Below are 15922 nucleotides of genomic sequence, written 5' to 3' on the forward strand. Positions count from 1 at the left end.
GATGAATTATTCAAAAGCATTGAATGAATGTATCGAAAGTGCCTACATGGTTGCTGGCCATTTTGGAGCCCGATATCTAGAGTCTTGGCATTTGTTAATTGCCATGTCCAATCACAGTTACAGTGTGGCAGGTGCGACTCTAAATGATTATCCTTATGAAATGGACCGTTTAGAAGAGGTTGCGTTGGAACTGACTGAAACGGACTATAGCCAGGATGAAACCTTTACAGAATTGCCCTTTTCCCATCGTTTGGAGGTTCTCTTTGCAGAAGCAGAGTATGTGGCCTCAGTGGTCCATGCTAAGGTGTTGGGGACAGAGCATGTCCTCTATGCGATTTTGCATGATGGCAATGCCTTGGCGACTCGTATCTTGGAGAGGGCTGGTTTTTCTTATGAAGACAAGAAAGATCAGGTCAAGATTGCTGCCCTTCGTCGCAATTTAGAGGAACGTGCAGGATGGACTCGTGAAGACCTCAAGGCTTTACGCCAACGCCATCGTACGGTTTCTGATAAGCAAAATTCTATGGCTAATATGATGGGCATGCCTCAGACTCCAAGTGGCGGTCTAGAGGACTACACGCATGACCTGACGGAGCAAGCGCGCTCTGGCAAGTTAGAGCCAGTCATCGGTCGGGACAAGGAAATCTCGCGTATGATTCAGATTTTGAGTCGGAAGACCAAGAACAATCCGGTCTTGGTTGGGGATGCTGGTGTCGGGAAAACAGCTCTGGCACTTGGACTTGCCCAGCGTATTGCTAGTGGTGATGTGCCTGCGGAAATGGCCAAGATGCGTGTGTTAGAGCTTGATTTGATGAATGTCGTTGCGGGAACACGTTTCCGTGGGGATTTTGAAGAGCGCATGAACAATATCATCAAGGATATTGAAGAAGATGGCCAAGTCATCCTATTTATCGATGAACTCCATACTATCATGGGTTCTGGGAGCGGGATTGACTCGACTCTGGATGCGGCTAATATCTTGAAACCAGCCTTGGCTCGTGGAACTTTGAAAACTGTTGGTGCGACTACTCAGGAGGAATATCAAAAACATATCGAAAAGGATGCAGCCCTTTCTCGTCGTTTCGCCAAAGTGACGATCGAAGAGCCAAGCGTGGCCGACAGTATGACCATTTTACAGGGCTTGAAGGCTACCTATGAGAAACACCACCGTGTGCAAATCACAGATGAAGCGGTTGAAACAGCTGTCAAGATGGCGCATCGTTACTTGACAAGCCGTCACTTGCCAGACTCTGCCATCGATCTATTGGATGAGGCGGCAGCAACAGTGCAAAACAAATCCAAGCATGTGAGAATGGATGAAACCGACTTGAGTCCAGCTGACAAGGCCTTGATGGATGGCAAGTGGAAACAAGTAGGCCAGCTAATCGCAAAAGAACAAGAATTGCCTGTCTATAAAGACTTGGTGACAGAATCTGATATTTTAACCACCTTAAGTCGCTTGTCAGGTATCCCAGTCCAAAAGCTGACGCAAACAGATGCTAAGAAATACTTGAACTTGGAAGCAGAACTGCATAAACGCGTCATCGGTCAAGATCAAGCTGTTTCAAGCATTAGCCGTGCCATTCGCCGTAACCAGTCAGGTATTCGCAGTCACAAGCGTCCGATTGGCTCCTTTATGTTCCTAGGACCGACGGGTGTCGGTAAGACCGAATTGGCTAAGGCTTTGGCAGAAGTTCTTTTTGATGACGAATCAGCCCTTATCCGCTTTGACATGAGTGAGTATATGGAGAAATTCGCAGCCAGCCGTCTCAATGGAGCTCCTCCGGGTTATGTGGGCTACGAAGAAGGGGGGGAGTTGACCGAGAAGGTCCGCAATAAACCATACTCCGTACTCCTCTTTGACGAGGTCGAGAAGGCCCACCCAGATATCTTTAATGTCCTCTTGCAGGTCTTGGATGATGGAGTTCTAACAGACAGCAAGGGGCGCAAGGTTGACTTTTCAAATACCATTATCATCATGACGTCAAACCTTGGTGCGACAGCCCTTCGTGATGACAAGACTGTCGGTTTTGGGGCCAAGGACATTCGTTTTGACCAAGAAAATATGGAAAAACGAATCTTCGAAGAGTTGAAAAAAGCTTATCGACCAGAGTTTATCAACCGTATTGATGAAAAGGTGGTCTTCCACAGCTTGGATAGCGAACACATGCAGGAAATTGTCAAGATCATGGTTAAACCATTGATTGCTAGCCTAGCAGAGAAAGGCATCGACTTGAAACTGCAAGCTTCGGCACTGAAGTTACTAGCTAGTCACGGTTACAATCCAGAAATGGGAGCTCGTCCACTTCGCAGAACACTGCAAACAGAAGTGGAAGACAAGTTGGCAGAACTCCTCCTTAAGGGAGAACTGGTAGCAGGTAAGACCCTCAAAATTGGTGTCAAAGCTGGACAATTGAAATTTGATATTGCTTAAAAATGAGAATCAGGAGGAATCCTGATTCTTTTTTATCACTTTTTTATAAAAAATAATAAAAACCCTTGAAAAAATAAAAATATAAGATATAATAAAAACATAGAAAATAAAAATATCAAAAATTATAAAAAGGTAAAATGTTTATGAAAAAGAAAACAGCAGTAGTATTTGGGACCTTTGCCCCTCTTCATCAGGGTCATATCGATCTGATCCAGCGAGCGAAGCGTAAGTGTGACCAGGTCTGGGTAGTCGTTTCAGGCTACGAGGGAGACCGAGGGGAGCAGGTAGGTTTAAGTCTTCAAAAACGATTTCGCTATATCCGAGAGGCTTTTCGTGATGACGAATTGACCTCTGTCTGCAAGCTGGATGAGACCAATCTTCCCCGTTATCCTATGGGCTGGCAGGAGTGGTTGAACCAGATGTTAGAGGAGATTTCCTATGATGAAACCCAGCAAGAACTGACTTTCTTTGTGGGAGAAGAAGAATACCAGCAAGAACTAGCTAAACGTGGATTTAGCACTGTCTTGCAAGAAAGAAAGTTTGGTATCTCAGCGACTATGATTCGAGAAAATCCAAGCAAATATTGGAAATATATTGCTCAACCCTTCCGTCGTCAGTTTACTAAGAAAGTGTTAATTATGGGAAGTGCTAGCAATGGGAAGACCACTCTGGCCAAGGATTTGGCAAGGTATTACGATGCGCCCGTTAGTCTGGAATACGCGCGTGAGTACCAGATCAAAAACAATGTCCGCGACGATGAATTGACTCCAAAAGATTACTATTATCTCCTTTTAGGGCAGTATGACCAGACCTCCAAGCTAATCGATAGCAATGCCAATCGAGGCCTAGTGATAGCCGATACCAACTCCTTGGTAACCAAGGGTTACTATGACTATTACATGGAGACTGAGGACCAAGAGGACTTATCAGGAGAAACCTTTGACAATCTCTTTGCCTCCATCTTGGCCAAGGAAAAATGGGATTTGATTCTCTTTTTGCAGCCTGTTGGCTCCTATGTCAATGACGGATTTAGAGATATGACCATGGCAGAAGACCACATTCGCTACAGTTTTTCCCAGCATTTGGACCAGATGAGGGAGCGATACTTAACCACCATTCCTTTAGTTTATCTAGCAGAGGATTATCTAGGCAATTATGAAGCAGCAAAAGTGGCTATTGATGCCATTTACCAAGCAGATTAGGAGAAAAATATGAAAAAACTAACTGAAAAAATCACACAATTTATCGAAAACTTTAAAAATGTCCATGCCGAAGCCCGCAAGATTGGTTTTGCAGGAATCATGCGCTTACTATGGAAAGATCTCTTTGTCGGCCGTAGCCTTTTCCAGTGGTTGTATCTCATCGCCCTGTCAAGTGTTCCCTTGATCTTGGAGTTTACACAAAATACGGAAAGCCATGACTGGCTTAGCTTATTTGCATCCTGGACTGGGATTGTCTGTGTTATCTTGGTAGCAGAAGGGCGTGCAAGCAATTATCTCTTTGGGGCCATTAACTCAGCAATCTACTTGATCTTGGCCATGAATGCGACTTTTTATGGCGAAGTCTTGACGACGGTTTACTTCTTTGTCATGCAGCCGATTGGTCTCTATGCTTGGCTGTCCAATCGTATCAATGAACAGGAAAAACCAGAAGAATCCCACTTTGAAGCTAAGAAATTATCTGTTCTTGACTGGCTCAAGTACTTAGCCTTGACTGCCATTATCTGGATTGGTATGGGCTTGGCTTACCAAAGTATCCATAGCGCTCGCCCTTTCCGTGATAGTGTTACCGATGCGACCAATGGTGTTGGTCAGCTCTTGATGACACGTCTCTACCGTGAGCAATGGATTTTCTGGATTGCAACTAATCTCTTTAGTATCTACCTCTGGTGGGGTGAAAATATCCACATTCAAGGGATGTACTGGGTTTACACACTGAACAGTCTAGTGGGATGGTACCAATGGACCAAGGCAGTTCGAAAGGAGGCATAAGATGGCAGACATAAAGATTCCATCAGGGATGATGGAAAAAGAATATTTTGAAATTCATGCCAGTCAGGAGGAGTTTTTAGACTGGTACTACAAGCAGGAACTCCCTCAATATGAAAAACCAAGTGTGACAGTGGATATGGTAGCCTACTGCTTTGTCGAAGGAAAGATCAAACTCCTGCTGATTCGTCGCAAGGCTCACCCTTATCAGAACTGTTTGGCCTTAGTTGGAGGCTTTATGGACAAGGGAGAAGATGCTGCACATGCCTGTCAGCGCGAAGTGAGAGAAGAAGTCAATCTCGATCTACCTTTGGAAAAAATCGAGCAATTGATGACCGTATCGACTCCCGGGCGTGATCCGCGGGGCTGGACAGTGACCATTGCCCACTTGGTGTACCTACCTAGTCGTGCCTTAGACCTCGTTCAGGCAGGTGACGATGCTAAGGATGTCGTTTTCGTAGATGTCGATTTCCAGACAGGCAAATGCTTCCTAGAGGGAGTGGAGCTGGACGAGCAAGCCTTCGCCTTTGACCATTATGCCATTATCCAAGAATCTATCAAACGAATCCAAGGCCGTCTCGACTGGAATCCGACCTTCCTCTACCTGCTGGAGGAGGAGTTCACTGTCTACGAGGGGACTGAACTGGTCAATCTTATCAACCCAGGTCGCCCCATCGTCAGCAATAACTTTCTCGTAAAATACGGAGAATATGTAGAAGAAGTCGGGCTCAAACGAGTACCTAAAAAGAAGCCAAGAAAAACCTATCGATTGAAATAAAGAGGTCGGGACCAAAATCCCGACCTCCTTGTTTACTATTATTAGATTGCTTTTCTGTTGCGACTGTTTTTATTATAGAACAATGCAAGCGATTATATAAGTACGATGCAAAAAATAGGACTCTAATCTAGGAAATTTTTCTATTTTTTCGTTTCAATTACGAATTGAAATAGTGGAGGGAACAATTTTTAAAATAGGTTCTCTAAATAGTTGACAGATTCAAAGCCCAATGTTACAATTATATTACAAAAAGATTTCTTAACATTTCAAAAATGTTACAAAGGAGTAGAAAAATGAAAAAGAAAACCTATATCAAATTGATGGCAGCGACTGTATTGGCTTCTACCTTGCTACTGGGAGCTTGTGGAAATAAAAACGAAACCGCTCAAACCAGTAGCTCTGCCAAGACAAGTCAATCATCAAGCTCTAAAGCAGCTTCTTCTAGCAAAGAAAGCAAGACTCAAAAATCTTCAAGCTCAGCTTCATCTGAAAAGGCCCAGGCATCTTCTGGTCAGTCTTCTACAGCGGCGGATCAGTCACAAGCGAAACCAGCGCCTGAATCAAGACAAGAACAAGCAGCCCCTAGTCAGCAAGCTCCATCTCAGGCACCTTCAACTCAGCAAGGCTCTCAAGCCCAGTCTAACCAGTCAGGCTATGATCCAACAACTGACCGCAAACTTCAAGACAAGCAAGCTGAACACAACAAACGCTACAAGGGTGTTTTAACCATGGTCGATGGTGATTTCTCAGCAGCTGCAGGCAACTGGAAGGGAGCGAATGGCGAAACTATTACGGTTTCATCAGGGGGCCAATTTACAGTAGAAACTGCAGAAGGAAATAAAGAAAACTACTCTATTAGAGGCTACTCTTACACTCTTGATGATGGCAAGTATAATGCTAAAATCGGAGGAGGAAAAATCATCCAAATTACAACAGGTGCGGATGGTAAAGTTTCAAGCGTTGCCTTGATTCAATAATAAAATTTGATGTTTTAACTCTTACTAGAAATCGTTCTGTAAAAGAGTGAGTCAACTGTTTTTCACTTAGTTTCTCCAAGAGAAAGTGGTATAATAAAAAAATCAAAGGAAAACGAGTGATAATACATGGCGGATAAATTAATCTTACCTCAAAACACACGATTGATGGGAGTATTTCTTGGATTTGTAGGTGGTTCTTTGGATGTGTTTTGCCATATTCAGTACCATAGTTTAGTAGCGACACAGACAGGGAACATTCTCCTACTGATATCTGATTGGCACGACTCAAATGTTATCAATACGATGCTACGATTCTGCTCCATTATTTTCTTTTCTCTAGGATTTCTGTTTGCATTGCACATGAAAGAATACCGTAAAACGGCCTACTGGCGGGTTAAGATGCTGCTTCCTTTATTTATTGGAACTCTTATTCTACCTTTCTTTTCACGATTTCCTCTATTAGAAGTTCCTTTCATCGCTTTTGGAACAGGAATGATGATGCTAACATTTACGGGCAGTTTGATTGAAGATCATCCCTATGTCATTTTTATGACGTCTGGAAATTACCGAAAGATGTTGACTGCTTTGTATCGCATTGCTAGAAGAGAAGGAAATATCCAAGAATACTGTCGTCAGGCCTTAAATTATGGGATTGTTGTGGGAAGTTTTATAGTGGGCGCAATCAGCTTGGCTGTATTGATGCATTTTCTTCATGAATGGTCTATATGGATTGTCAGCCTTAATTTGTTTTTGATTATGTCCTACTATATAGCTAGAGTGAAGCAATTAGATTTACAAGATGAAAACATATAAAAACGGCAAGACTCATTTTTGAGCTTTGCCGTTTTTGTGAGTTGTAGATGTGAGACTATGCTTTGTCTAGTTGCAAGAGGGCCTCAATTTCTGCAAGAGTACTAGCTTGTGAAATGGCTCCACGAAGCTTGGCTGCACCAGATGTACCACGAAGGTAGTGAGGAGCGAGGCCACGGAATTCACGGACTGCAATTTTTTCTCCTTTGAGGTTAATTAAGCGTTTTAAGTGTTCGTAGGCGATTTTCATCTTATCTTCAAAGGTCAAATCAGGAAGGATTTCTCCTGTTTCAAAGTAGTGGTTGATTTGATTGAAGAGGTAGGGATTTCCCATGGCTGCTCGGCCAATCATAACTGCGTCAGCACCAATTTCTTCGATGCGTTGTTTAGCATCTTGAACTGTACGGATGTCACCGTTGGCGATAAATGGAATCTTGGTTAAAGCTTGAGCAACCTTGTGAAGGGTCTCAAGATCAGCGTGACCAGTATACATTTGCTCACGGGTACGGCCGTGCATAGCAAGGGCAGAGACACCAGCAGCCTCAGCGGCGAGAGCATTCTCAACTGCTAGGGAAGGGTCAGACCAGCCGGTGCGCATTTTGACAGTTAGGGGGATATCAAGGACAGATTGGACCTTGTTGATAATAGAGTAGATCTTGTCTGGATCCTTGAGCCACATAGCACCGGCTTCGTTCTTCACGATTTTGTTAACTGGGCAGCCCATGTTGATATCGACGATATCGGTCTTGGTGTTTTCTTGGATGAATTCTGCTGCGCGTGCGAGGCTGTCTTCATCACTACCAAAGAGTTGGATAGAAACGGGATTTTCGCCTTCATCGATGTGAAGCATATGCAAGGTTTTTTCATTGTTGTATTGGATTCCCTTGTCAGAGACCATTTCCATGACAACGAGTCCAGCTCCGAGCTCTTTTGCGATGGTACGAAAGGCTGAGTTGGTCACGCCAGCCATAGGCGCTAAAACGGTACGATTGGGAATCTCAACATTGCCAATCATAAAGGGTGTATTAAGATTTGTCACGAATGAGTTCCTCCAGGTCGTTTTCATCAAAGTTATAAGTCGTTTGGCAGAATTGACAAGTGATTTCGGCCCCGTGGTCTTCCTCTTTCATTTCCTCTAAGTCTGAGCTTGGAAGGCTGGCAAGAGCATCCATGAAGCGTTCTTTACTGCAGTCACATTGGAAACGGATTTCTTCTTCGGAAAGTCGTTTGTAGGATTCGTCACCGTAGATAGCCTTGAGGAGGGCTTCGATATGGTCATCGCTTTCCAGAAGGGTTGAGATAGCTGGCATCTCTTGGATTCGTTTTTCAAAACGTGCGATTTCTTCCTCTTTGGCATTTGGCAATACTTGGAGCAAAAAGCCACCAGCAACCTTGACCTTGTCTTCCTCGTCCAAAAGGACATTGAGGCCGACTGCTGAAGGGGTTTGTTGGCTTTCAGTCAGATAAAAGGCCAGGTCTTCACCGATTTCTCCAGAGATGAGAGGAGTCATAGAGTTGTAAGGATTTCCAGTACCATAGTCTGTGATAACGAGAAATTGACCATTGCCGACAAAAGGTCCGACTAGAACTTCACCAGTTGCAGTTTTTTTGATATCTACACCGGGATTTTGCACATAGCCTTTGACGTTGCCCTTTGTATCTGCGACCGTGATGATGGCACCGAGAGAGCTCGTTCCAAGAACTTTTACAGTAATCTTGGTATTTCCTTTTTCATTGGCTGCGAGAATCTGGCTGGCGATAAGGGTACGGCCAAGTGCGACAGTTGAACTGGCTTGAGTTTGATGTTTTTCTTGAGCAGTGCGGACGGTTTCCGTGCTGTCAAGAACAAAAGCACGAAAGGCTCCGCTTTCTGATATAGTTTTAATAATCTTATCCATACCTTCTATTTTAGCATAAAAATGCTCAAAGGGGGAGCCGTGTGTTTGCTGTCATTCTTTAAACTGTTTAATTTCTAATGATTGGTATAGGAGATTTATAGAAATGGAAATTTTTGTTCACATTTACTGTTAACATTTTAATTTATCTTAAAATAACCTAAAACGAACTTTTAAGTTATGGTAAACAGTTGAAAAAAAGGTTGATAAAGTGGTAAAATGTTAGGAAGATAAATCACTAATAGTTCGTATTTGTAGTCGATAGAAATGATATATTAATGGATAGCTTATGAAAAAACAACGAAATCTACATATATTCTCAGGCCGAACGGCCCTATATTTTGTAATCTTGCTTGGCCTGCTTTATTTTTTTAGTTACCTTGGGCAGGGACAAGGTGGCTTTATTTATAATGAGTTCTAGTTTAAAGGAGAAAAGGAACAGTGTCTAATAAACCGATAAAAGATATGATTGAAACGATTGAGCACTTTGCTCAAATACAACCAACATATCCTGTCTATAATGTTTTAGGTCAAGAGCATACTTATGGTGATCTGAAGGCTGATTCAGATAGTTTAGCTGCAGCTATCGATCGACTTGACTTGCCTGAGAAATCTCCAGTCGTCGTTTTTGGTGGTCAGGAATATGAGATGTTGGCTACCTTTGTAGCGCTAACTAAGTCAGGTCATGCCTACATCCCAATTGATAGCCATTCGGCCTTGGAACGAGTTTCTGCTATCGTAGAAGTTGCAGAGCCAAGTTTGATTATTGCCATCTCAGATTTTCCATTAGAGCAAACTATCACACCGATGCTGAATTTAGAGCAAGTCCATGAAGCTTTTGCTCAAGCTTCCAGCTACGAGATGCCCCATCCAGTCAAGGGAGATGACAACTACTACATCATCTTTACTTCTGGTACGACTGGTAAGCCTAAGGGAGTGCAGATTTCCCATGATAATCTTCTCAGCTTTACCAACTGGATGATTACAGATAAGGAATTTGCGACGCCAAATCGTCCACAAATGCTGGCTCAGCCCCCTTATTCTTTTGACCTATCTGTCATGTACTGGGCGCCAACCTTAGCACTGGGTGGTACGCTTTTTGCTCTTCCTTCAGCCATTACTCAGGACTTCAAAAAACTCTTTGCGACGATTTTTTCCTTGCCCATTGCTATCTGGACCTCAACACCATCCTTTGCAGATATGGCCATGTTGTCAGAAGACTTTAACAGTGAGAAAATGCCAGGAATCACGCATTTCTACTTTGATGGTGAAGAATTGACAGTCAAAACAGCTCAAAAACTACGCGAGCGATTCCCAAATGCCCGTATTATCAATGCCTACGGACCAACAGAAGCGACGGTAGCTTTGTCAGCAGTTGCCGTCACTGATGAGATGTTGGCGACTCTCAAACGCCTGCCAATCGGCTATACTAAGGCTGATTCTCCAACCTTTATCATTGATGATGAAGGTAAGAAAGTTCCAAATGGTGAGCAAGGAGAAATCATCGTTTCTGGGCCAGCTGTTTCAAAAGGCTATATGAATAATCCTGAAAAAACGGCAGAAGCTTTCTTTGAGTTCGAAGGTCTTCCAGCCTACCACACAGGGGATGTAGGAACCATGACAGAGGAGGGCTTGCTTCTCTATGGCGGACGCATGGACTTCCAAATTAAGTTTAATGGCTATCGCATTGAGCTTGAAGATGTCTCTCAAAACCTCAACAAGTCTCGCTATATCGAGTCGGCTGTTGCTGTCCCACGTTATAACAAGGACCACAAGGTACAAAATCTATTGGCCTATGTCATCCTAAAGGACGGTGTTCGTGAACAGTTTGAACGTGATATCGATATTACCAAGGCTATCAAAGAAGACCTAGCAGATATCATGATGTCTTATATGATGCCGTCTAAGTTTCTTTATCGAGATAGTTTGCCGCTAACGCCTAATGGTAAAATTGATATCAAGGGCTTGATTAACGAGGTAAACAGTAGATGATGGAGCTTTATAAACAGCTACCTCATTTGGAACCTTATGGTGACCTTCAGTACTTTTTATACGTAATTGTTGCGACTTTACCTATCTTCATTGGTCTCTTTTTCAAGAAACGTTTTGCCTGGTATGAGGTGCTCGTTAGTCTCTTCTTTATCGTCACCATGTTGGTCGGTGGAAAGACGAATCAAATAAGTGCTCTTATCCTTTATGTTATCTGGCAAGTGTTGCTTGTATCTTTCTACAAAAGGTACAGGAAACAACGGGATAGTAAATGGATATTTTATCTGGTTAGCTTTTTATCTCTATTGCCAATCGTCTTTGTGAAAGTATCTCCTGCTATTCATGGATCTCAATCTTTGTTTGGATTTTTAGGGATTTCTTACTTGACCTTTCGTGCAGTTGGGATTATCGTTGAACTGAGAGACGGTGTCATCAAGGATTTAACCGTCTGGCAATTCTTGCGTTTTCTTCTCTTTATGCCGACTTTCTCGAGTGGTCCCATTGATCGTTTTAAACGCTTCAATGAAAATTATGAGACCATTCCTGAACGGGATGAGTTGATGGACATGCTAGAAGAGGCTGTCAAGTATATCATGCTTGGCTTCCTTTACAAGTTTATCTTGGCCCATGTTTTAGGAGAGATATTACTGCCTCCACTGAAAAATTTGGCCTTACAGACAGGTGGTTTCTTTAATCATTATGCTCTGGCGGTGATGTATACCTTTGGTCTAGACTTGTTCTTTGACTTTGCGGGCTACTCTATGTTTGCCTTAGCCATCTCCAATTTGATGGGGATTCATAGTCCTATCAACTTTAACAAGCCCTTTTTGTCAAGGGATTTAAAGGAGTTTTGGAATCGCTGGCACATGAGTCTGTCTTTCTGGTTTCGTGACTTTGTCTTTATGCGGATGGTTATGGTCATGACCAGAAAGAAGATCTTTAAAAATCGCAATGTGACCTCAAGTGTAGCTTATATCCTCAATATGCTGATTATGGGGTTTTGGCATGGTGTGACTTGGTATTACATCGCCTATGGACTTTTTCATGGGATTGGACTGGTTATCAATGATGCTTGGGTTCGTAAGAAAAAAGCGCTTAATAAAGAACGGAAAAAAGCTGGGAAGGGTTCCTTACCTGAGAATCGCTGGATTCAGTTGCTTGGCATGGTTGTCACCTTCCATGTCGTAATGGTTTCATTCTTAATCTTTTCTGGATTTTTGAATGATTTATGGTTTAAAAAATAAAAGGATATGAAAAATGGATATCAAATCAGAAGTTATTGAAATTATTGATGAGTTGTTTATGGAAGATGTTTCTGACATGATGGATGAAGATCTTTTTGATGCTGGTGTTTTGGATAGCATGGGAACGGTTGAATTGATCGTTGAGATTGAAAACCGTTTTGACATTCGTGTTCCAGTGACGGAGTTCGGTCGCGATGACTGGAATACGGCTAATAAAATCGTAGCAGGTATCACGGAGTTGAAGAATGCTTAAACGCTTGTGGCTGATCTTCGGTCCTATCTTCATTGCTGGCCTTTTGATTCTTTTACTCATCTTTTTTTATCCAAGTACAACAAGTCATAATCTGACGGAGGAGAAGTACTCAGCGGCTTCTGTTAGTATAGAGAGTTTTAAAGAGAGAAGCCAAAAAGTAAGGGCTCTTACGGATCCAAATATGCGTTTTATTCCTTTTCTAGGGTCCAGTGAATGGATTCGATTTGATAGTGTCCATCCAGCTGTTTTAGCGGAAAAATACCATCGTCCCTATCGTCCTTACTTTCTAGGTCAAGCAGGAGCAGCCTCTCTCAATCAATATTTTGGTCTACAGCAAATTTTGCCAGAAATAGAGAATAAGCAGGCTGTATTTGTGATTTCGCCTCAGTGGTTTACGGAGACAGATTATGAACCCGCAGCGTTTCAGAGATTTTTTAACAGTGACCAATTGACAGCTTTTTTGGAAAATCAATCTGGTGATATTGCTGCAAAGCATGCGGCTATTCGATTGTTAAAGCAGAATCCTAATGTTGCATTAAAAGGCATTGTTCAAAAACTGTCAAAGGGTGAAGAATTATCAGAGGTTGATCAGGTTGCTATTGATATTTTTGCGCGATTCAATGAAAAGCAATCCGCTCTCTTTGGACAATTCTCCATTCGAGGAAAACTCAAGTACAAGGAACACGTGGAGAACTATTTAAAGGATCTTCCGGATCAATTTTCTTATGATGAGTTAGAAAAAATTGTTCGTAAGGACGCAGAAGCAAATACGACCAATAACGATATGGGGATGGAAAATCATTTCTATACGAGAGAGATTCAAAAGGATTTAAAAAAATGGGAAGGGTATCAAAAAAATTACAACTTCCTCAAGTCCTCTGAGTACAATGATTTGCAGCTGGTCCTCAATCAATTTGCTAAGTCGAATGTCAATGTGCTCTTTGTCATTCAGCCGGTTAACAAGAAGTGGATGGAGTACACAGGGCTCAGCGAAGAGATGTACCAGCATGCAGTGGAGAAAATTCGTTACCAATTAGAAAGTCAGGGTTTTACCAATATTGCTGATTTTTCAAAAAATGGAGGGGATCCATATTTTGTTAAGGATACCATTCATCTAGGATGGTTGGGTTGGCTGGCTTTTGATAAGGTTGTCAATCCTTTCTTGACGGATCCGAAACCAGCTCCAGACTACAAGATGAATGACCGCTTCTTTAGCAAGGACTGGGCGACCTATGATGGGAAGATCAAAGATTTCCAATAAAATGAGCTAAAAGTTTGGGATTTGAACCCAAGCTTTTTTGTTTAAATAGCGAATGTTTTAGATGAAAATAAGTCAAAGGTTTCAAATTTTCTAGAAATATCGTATAATATAAAGGAAAAACGAAAAGAAAAGGATTTTAAAATGAACAAACGTTCTTTGTTACCTGTCTTGTCGACAGCCCTGTTAGCTCCAGCCTTCTTAGCTGGACAAGTCTACGCTGAGGAAGCAACAACTCCTGCAGAAAGTTCAGCTGTTGTAGCGACTCCAGCTACGTCGGCGACTCCAGCTCCTGTTGAGAGCCCTGCGGTACCGGAAACTTCAGCAACTTCAGAAGCGGTTGCACCTGCAGAAACTCCGTCAGCTCCTGCTGAATCTACTAAAAGCGAAGAAAAGGACACCGTTATCTTACACACCAATGATGTCCATGGTCGTATTGTAGAGGAAAAGGGAGTAATTGGAGATGCCAAGTTAGCGACTGTCATCGAGCAGGAACGTGCGAAATCAAATCAAACGACTCTCGTCGTAGATGCGGGAGACGCCTTCCAAGGTTTGCCGATTTCCAACTCTACTAAGGGTGAAGCGCGTGCTGAAATTCTCAATCAGATGCAGTATGATGCCATGGCAGTAGGAAACCATGAGTTTGACTTTGGTCTTGATGAAGTTAAAAAATACAAGGAAATCTTGAAATTCCCATTACTTAGCTCAAATACTTATGTCAATGGAGCTCGTCTTTTTGAAGCTTCTACAATCGTTGATAAAGATAAGACTGTGGAAGGTGATGAGTTTGTTGTAATCGGCGTGACAACACCTGAAACAGCTACCAAAACTCACCCTAAAAATGTCAAAGGGGTAACTTTTACAGATCCAATCTCTGAAGTCAATAAGGTCATCGAAGAAGTTCAAGCCAAGGCTCGTGCAGAAGGTAAGGACTACAAACACTATGTTGTGCTGGCTCACTTGGGTGTGGATACCACAACCCCAGTCGAATGGCGTGGTTCAACTTTGGCAGAAGCCTTGTCTAAAAATCCTCGTTTGAAAGGGAAACGCGTAACAGTAATCGACGGTCACTCTCATACAGTAGAATCAACGACTTATGGAGACAATGTTACCTATAACCAGACAGGAAGCTACCTTCATAATGTAGGGAAAATCACCTACAAATCACGTCAGCTTTTGGGCAATCCAACTCAGATTCCGGCTGCTGATGCTAAAAAATTACCAGCTAATCCAACAGTTGAAAAACTAGTCAAAGATATTAAACAAAAATACGATGCTAAAAATGCTGTTGAAGTCGTTTCAAACAGCCCTGTAGAACTCAATGGAGATCGTGAAAACGTTCGGGTTCGTGAAACCAACCTCGGAAACGTTGTAGCAGATTCTCTCTATCAGTATGGTCAGACAGGATTTAGCCATCCGACTGACATCGCTGTGACAAATGGTGGTGGCTTGCGTGAAACTATTGCAAAAGGCAAACGGATTACGAAAGGCAATGTCATTGCGGTTCTTCCATTTGGAAATACCATCTCACAAATCCAAGTGACGGGGCAACAAGTATTGGATATGTTTGAAAAGTCACTCGGATCTATCTTGCAGGTCGATAAGGATGGCAAGAAGGTCTTGGATGAGAACGGCCAACCATTGTTAGAGCCAAGTGGTGGCTTCTTGCAAGTTTCGGGTGTGAAGGTCTACTATGATACCAACCTACCATCAGGTAAACGTGTCTTGGCTATTCAGGTTAAAAACCGCACAACTGGTCGTTATGATCTCCTAGACCTCGCAAAAACCTACTATCTTGCAACTAATGATTTTCTAGCTGCGGGTGGCGATGGCTACACTATGTTAGGTGGCGCGCGAGAAGAGGGTCCTTCTATGGATGCGGCCTTTGAAGAGTATCTGAAAACAGCTGATTTGACTCAGTATGAAAAGATCAATCCGAACTCACGGACGATTTCTGTGGATTCTAAAAACTTTAGTCTGCCAGTAGAAACGCCTCAAACGAATGCGGCTGCTAACGATGCGACTACAAATGTGCCATTGACTTATGAGGTGGCAGGTCAATTTAGCAAGAAGGCAGTTGTCTCAGAAAAAGCTCTCCCAAATACAGGAAGTGAACAATCCATCTTCTTACTCTTGATGGGAATGGTAGCTGGTCTGGCAGGTATCTTATCGAGCAGAAAACCAAAGCTAAAATAGGTTAAATTTCACATCTAGAAGAGTCTAGGGAAACGTTTTTACGCCTTTTTCCCTTGACTCTTTTTTGGTTTATGATATAATTAACCAGTAAAGAATCGGT

Annotated in this window: 14 protein-coding genes; 12 read left to right on the forward strand and 2 right to left on the reverse strand. The window is 42.6% G+C overall.

Features of this window, described 5'->3' with window-relative positions:
* Position 1: 1 nt before the first annotated feature.
* From PG086_RS00355 to PG086_RS00380, 6 genes are all read left to right on the forward strand, one after another.
* The gene (locus tag PG086_RS00355) at positions 2 to 2434 is read left to right on the forward strand and encodes an ATP-dependent Clp protease ATP-binding subunit (RefSeq protein WP_270747126.1); all 2433 of its coding nucleotides are present in this window, start codon (positions 2 to 4) and stop codon (positions 2432 to 2434) included.
* A gap of 143 nt (positions 2435 to 2577) precedes the next feature.
* Positions 2578 to 3636 carry an AAA family ATPase gene (locus tag PG086_RS00360; protein WP_096421481.1) on the forward strand — a complete coding sequence of 353 codons (1059 nt, stop codon included), beginning with the start codon at positions 2578 to 2580 and terminating at the stop codon, positions 3634 to 3636.
* Positions 3637 to 3645: 9 nt separating this feature from the next.
* The gene (gene pnuC / locus PG086_RS00365) at positions 3646 to 4425 is read left to right on the forward strand and encodes a nicotinamide riboside transporter PnuC (protein WP_084918029.1); all 780 of its coding nucleotides are present in this window, start codon (positions 3646 to 3648) and stop codon (positions 4423 to 4425) included.
* Between the two features lies 1 nt (position 4426).
* The gene (locus PG086_RS00370) at positions 4427 to 5200 is read left to right on the forward strand and encodes an NUDIX domain-containing protein (RefSeq protein WP_096421483.1); all 774 of its coding nucleotides are present in this window, start codon (positions 4427 to 4429) and stop codon (positions 5198 to 5200) included.
* Positions 5201 to 5493: 293 nt separating this feature from the next.
* On the forward strand, positions 5494 to 6177 hold the full coding sequence (locus PG086_RS00375) for a hypothetical protein (protein WP_270747129.1): 684 nt from the start codon (positions 5494 to 5496) through the stop codon (positions 6175 to 6177).
* A 126-nt stretch (positions 6178 to 6303) separates the two neighbouring features.
* On the forward strand, positions 6304 to 6990 hold the full coding sequence (locus PG086_RS00380; protein ID WP_009729598.1) for a DUF1275 family protein: 687 nt from the start codon (positions 6304 to 6306) through the stop codon (positions 6988 to 6990).
* Positions 6991 to 7045: 55 nt separating this feature from the next.
* On the opposite strand, the gene dusB is transcribed toward PG086_RS00380, so the two are convergent.
* Both dusB and hslO read right to left on the reverse strand, forming a co-directional pair.
* A complete protein-coding gene (dusB, locus tag PG086_RS00385) occupies positions 7046 to 8026 on the reverse strand; it encodes a tRNA dihydrouridine synthase DusB (protein ID WP_033584726.1) in 981 nt (326 codons plus the stop codon).
* Positions 8013 to 8885 carry an Hsp33 family molecular chaperone HslO gene (gene hslO, locus PG086_RS00390; RefSeq protein WP_248025533.1) on the reverse strand — a complete coding sequence of 291 codons (873 nt, stop codon included), beginning with the start codon at positions 8883 to 8885 and terminating at the stop codon, positions 8013 to 8015. Before hslO ends, dusB begins: the two co-directional genes overlap by 14 nt.
* A gap of 286 nt (positions 8886 to 9171) precedes the next feature.
* Between hslO and PG086_RS00395 the strand changes: the two genes are divergently transcribed.
* From PG086_RS00395 to nt5e, 6 genes are all read left to right on the forward strand, one after another.
* On the forward strand, positions 9172 to 9303 hold the full coding sequence (locus tag PG086_RS00395) for a teichoic acid D-Ala incorporation-associated protein DltX (protein ID WP_270747134.1): 132 nt from the start codon (positions 9172 to 9174) through the stop codon (positions 9301 to 9303).
* A gap of 20 nt (positions 9304 to 9323) precedes the next feature.
* Positions 9324 to 10874 carry a D-alanine--poly(phosphoribitol) ligase subunit DltA gene (gene dltA, locus PG086_RS00400; RefSeq protein WP_270747136.1) on the forward strand — a complete coding sequence of 517 codons (1551 nt, stop codon included), beginning with the start codon at positions 9324 to 9326 and terminating at the stop codon, positions 10872 to 10874.
* Positions 10871 to 12115: a D-alanyl-lipoteichoic acid biosynthesis protein DltB gene (gene dltB, locus PG086_RS00405; RefSeq protein WP_270747137.1), complete on the forward strand. Its 1245-nt coding sequence runs from the start codon at positions 10871 to 10873 to the stop codon at positions 12113 to 12115. Before dltA ends, dltB begins: the two co-directional genes overlap by 4 nt.
* A 13-nt stretch (positions 12116 to 12128) precedes the next feature.
* Positions 12129 to 12368: a D-alanine--poly(phosphoribitol) ligase subunit DltC gene (gene dltC / locus PG086_RS00410; RefSeq protein ID WP_000351968.1), complete on the forward strand. Its 240-nt coding sequence runs from the start codon at positions 12129 to 12131 to the stop codon at positions 12366 to 12368.
* Positions 12361 to 13629, forward strand: coding sequence for a D-alanyl-lipoteichoic acid biosynthesis protein DltD (dltD, locus tag PG086_RS00415; protein ID WP_270747138.1), 1269 nt, complete (start codon positions 12361 to 12363; stop codon positions 13627 to 13629). Before dltC ends, dltD begins: the two co-directional genes overlap by 8 nt.
* 141 nt (positions 13630 to 13770) lie before the next feature.
* The gene (gene nt5e / locus PG086_RS00420) at positions 13771 to 15822 is read left to right on the forward strand and encodes a cell surface ecto-5'-nucleotidase Nt5e (protein WP_270747140.1); all 2052 of its coding nucleotides are present in this window, start codon (positions 13771 to 13773) and stop codon (positions 15820 to 15822) included.
* The last annotated feature ends 100 nt before the right edge of the window (positions 15823 to 15922 follow it).

It is taken from the genome of Streptococcus halitosis, assembly GCF_027691175.1.
GTDB classification, from domain to species: domain Bacteria; phylum Bacillota; class Bacilli; order Lactobacillales; family Streptococcaceae; genus Streptococcus; species Streptococcus halitosis_A.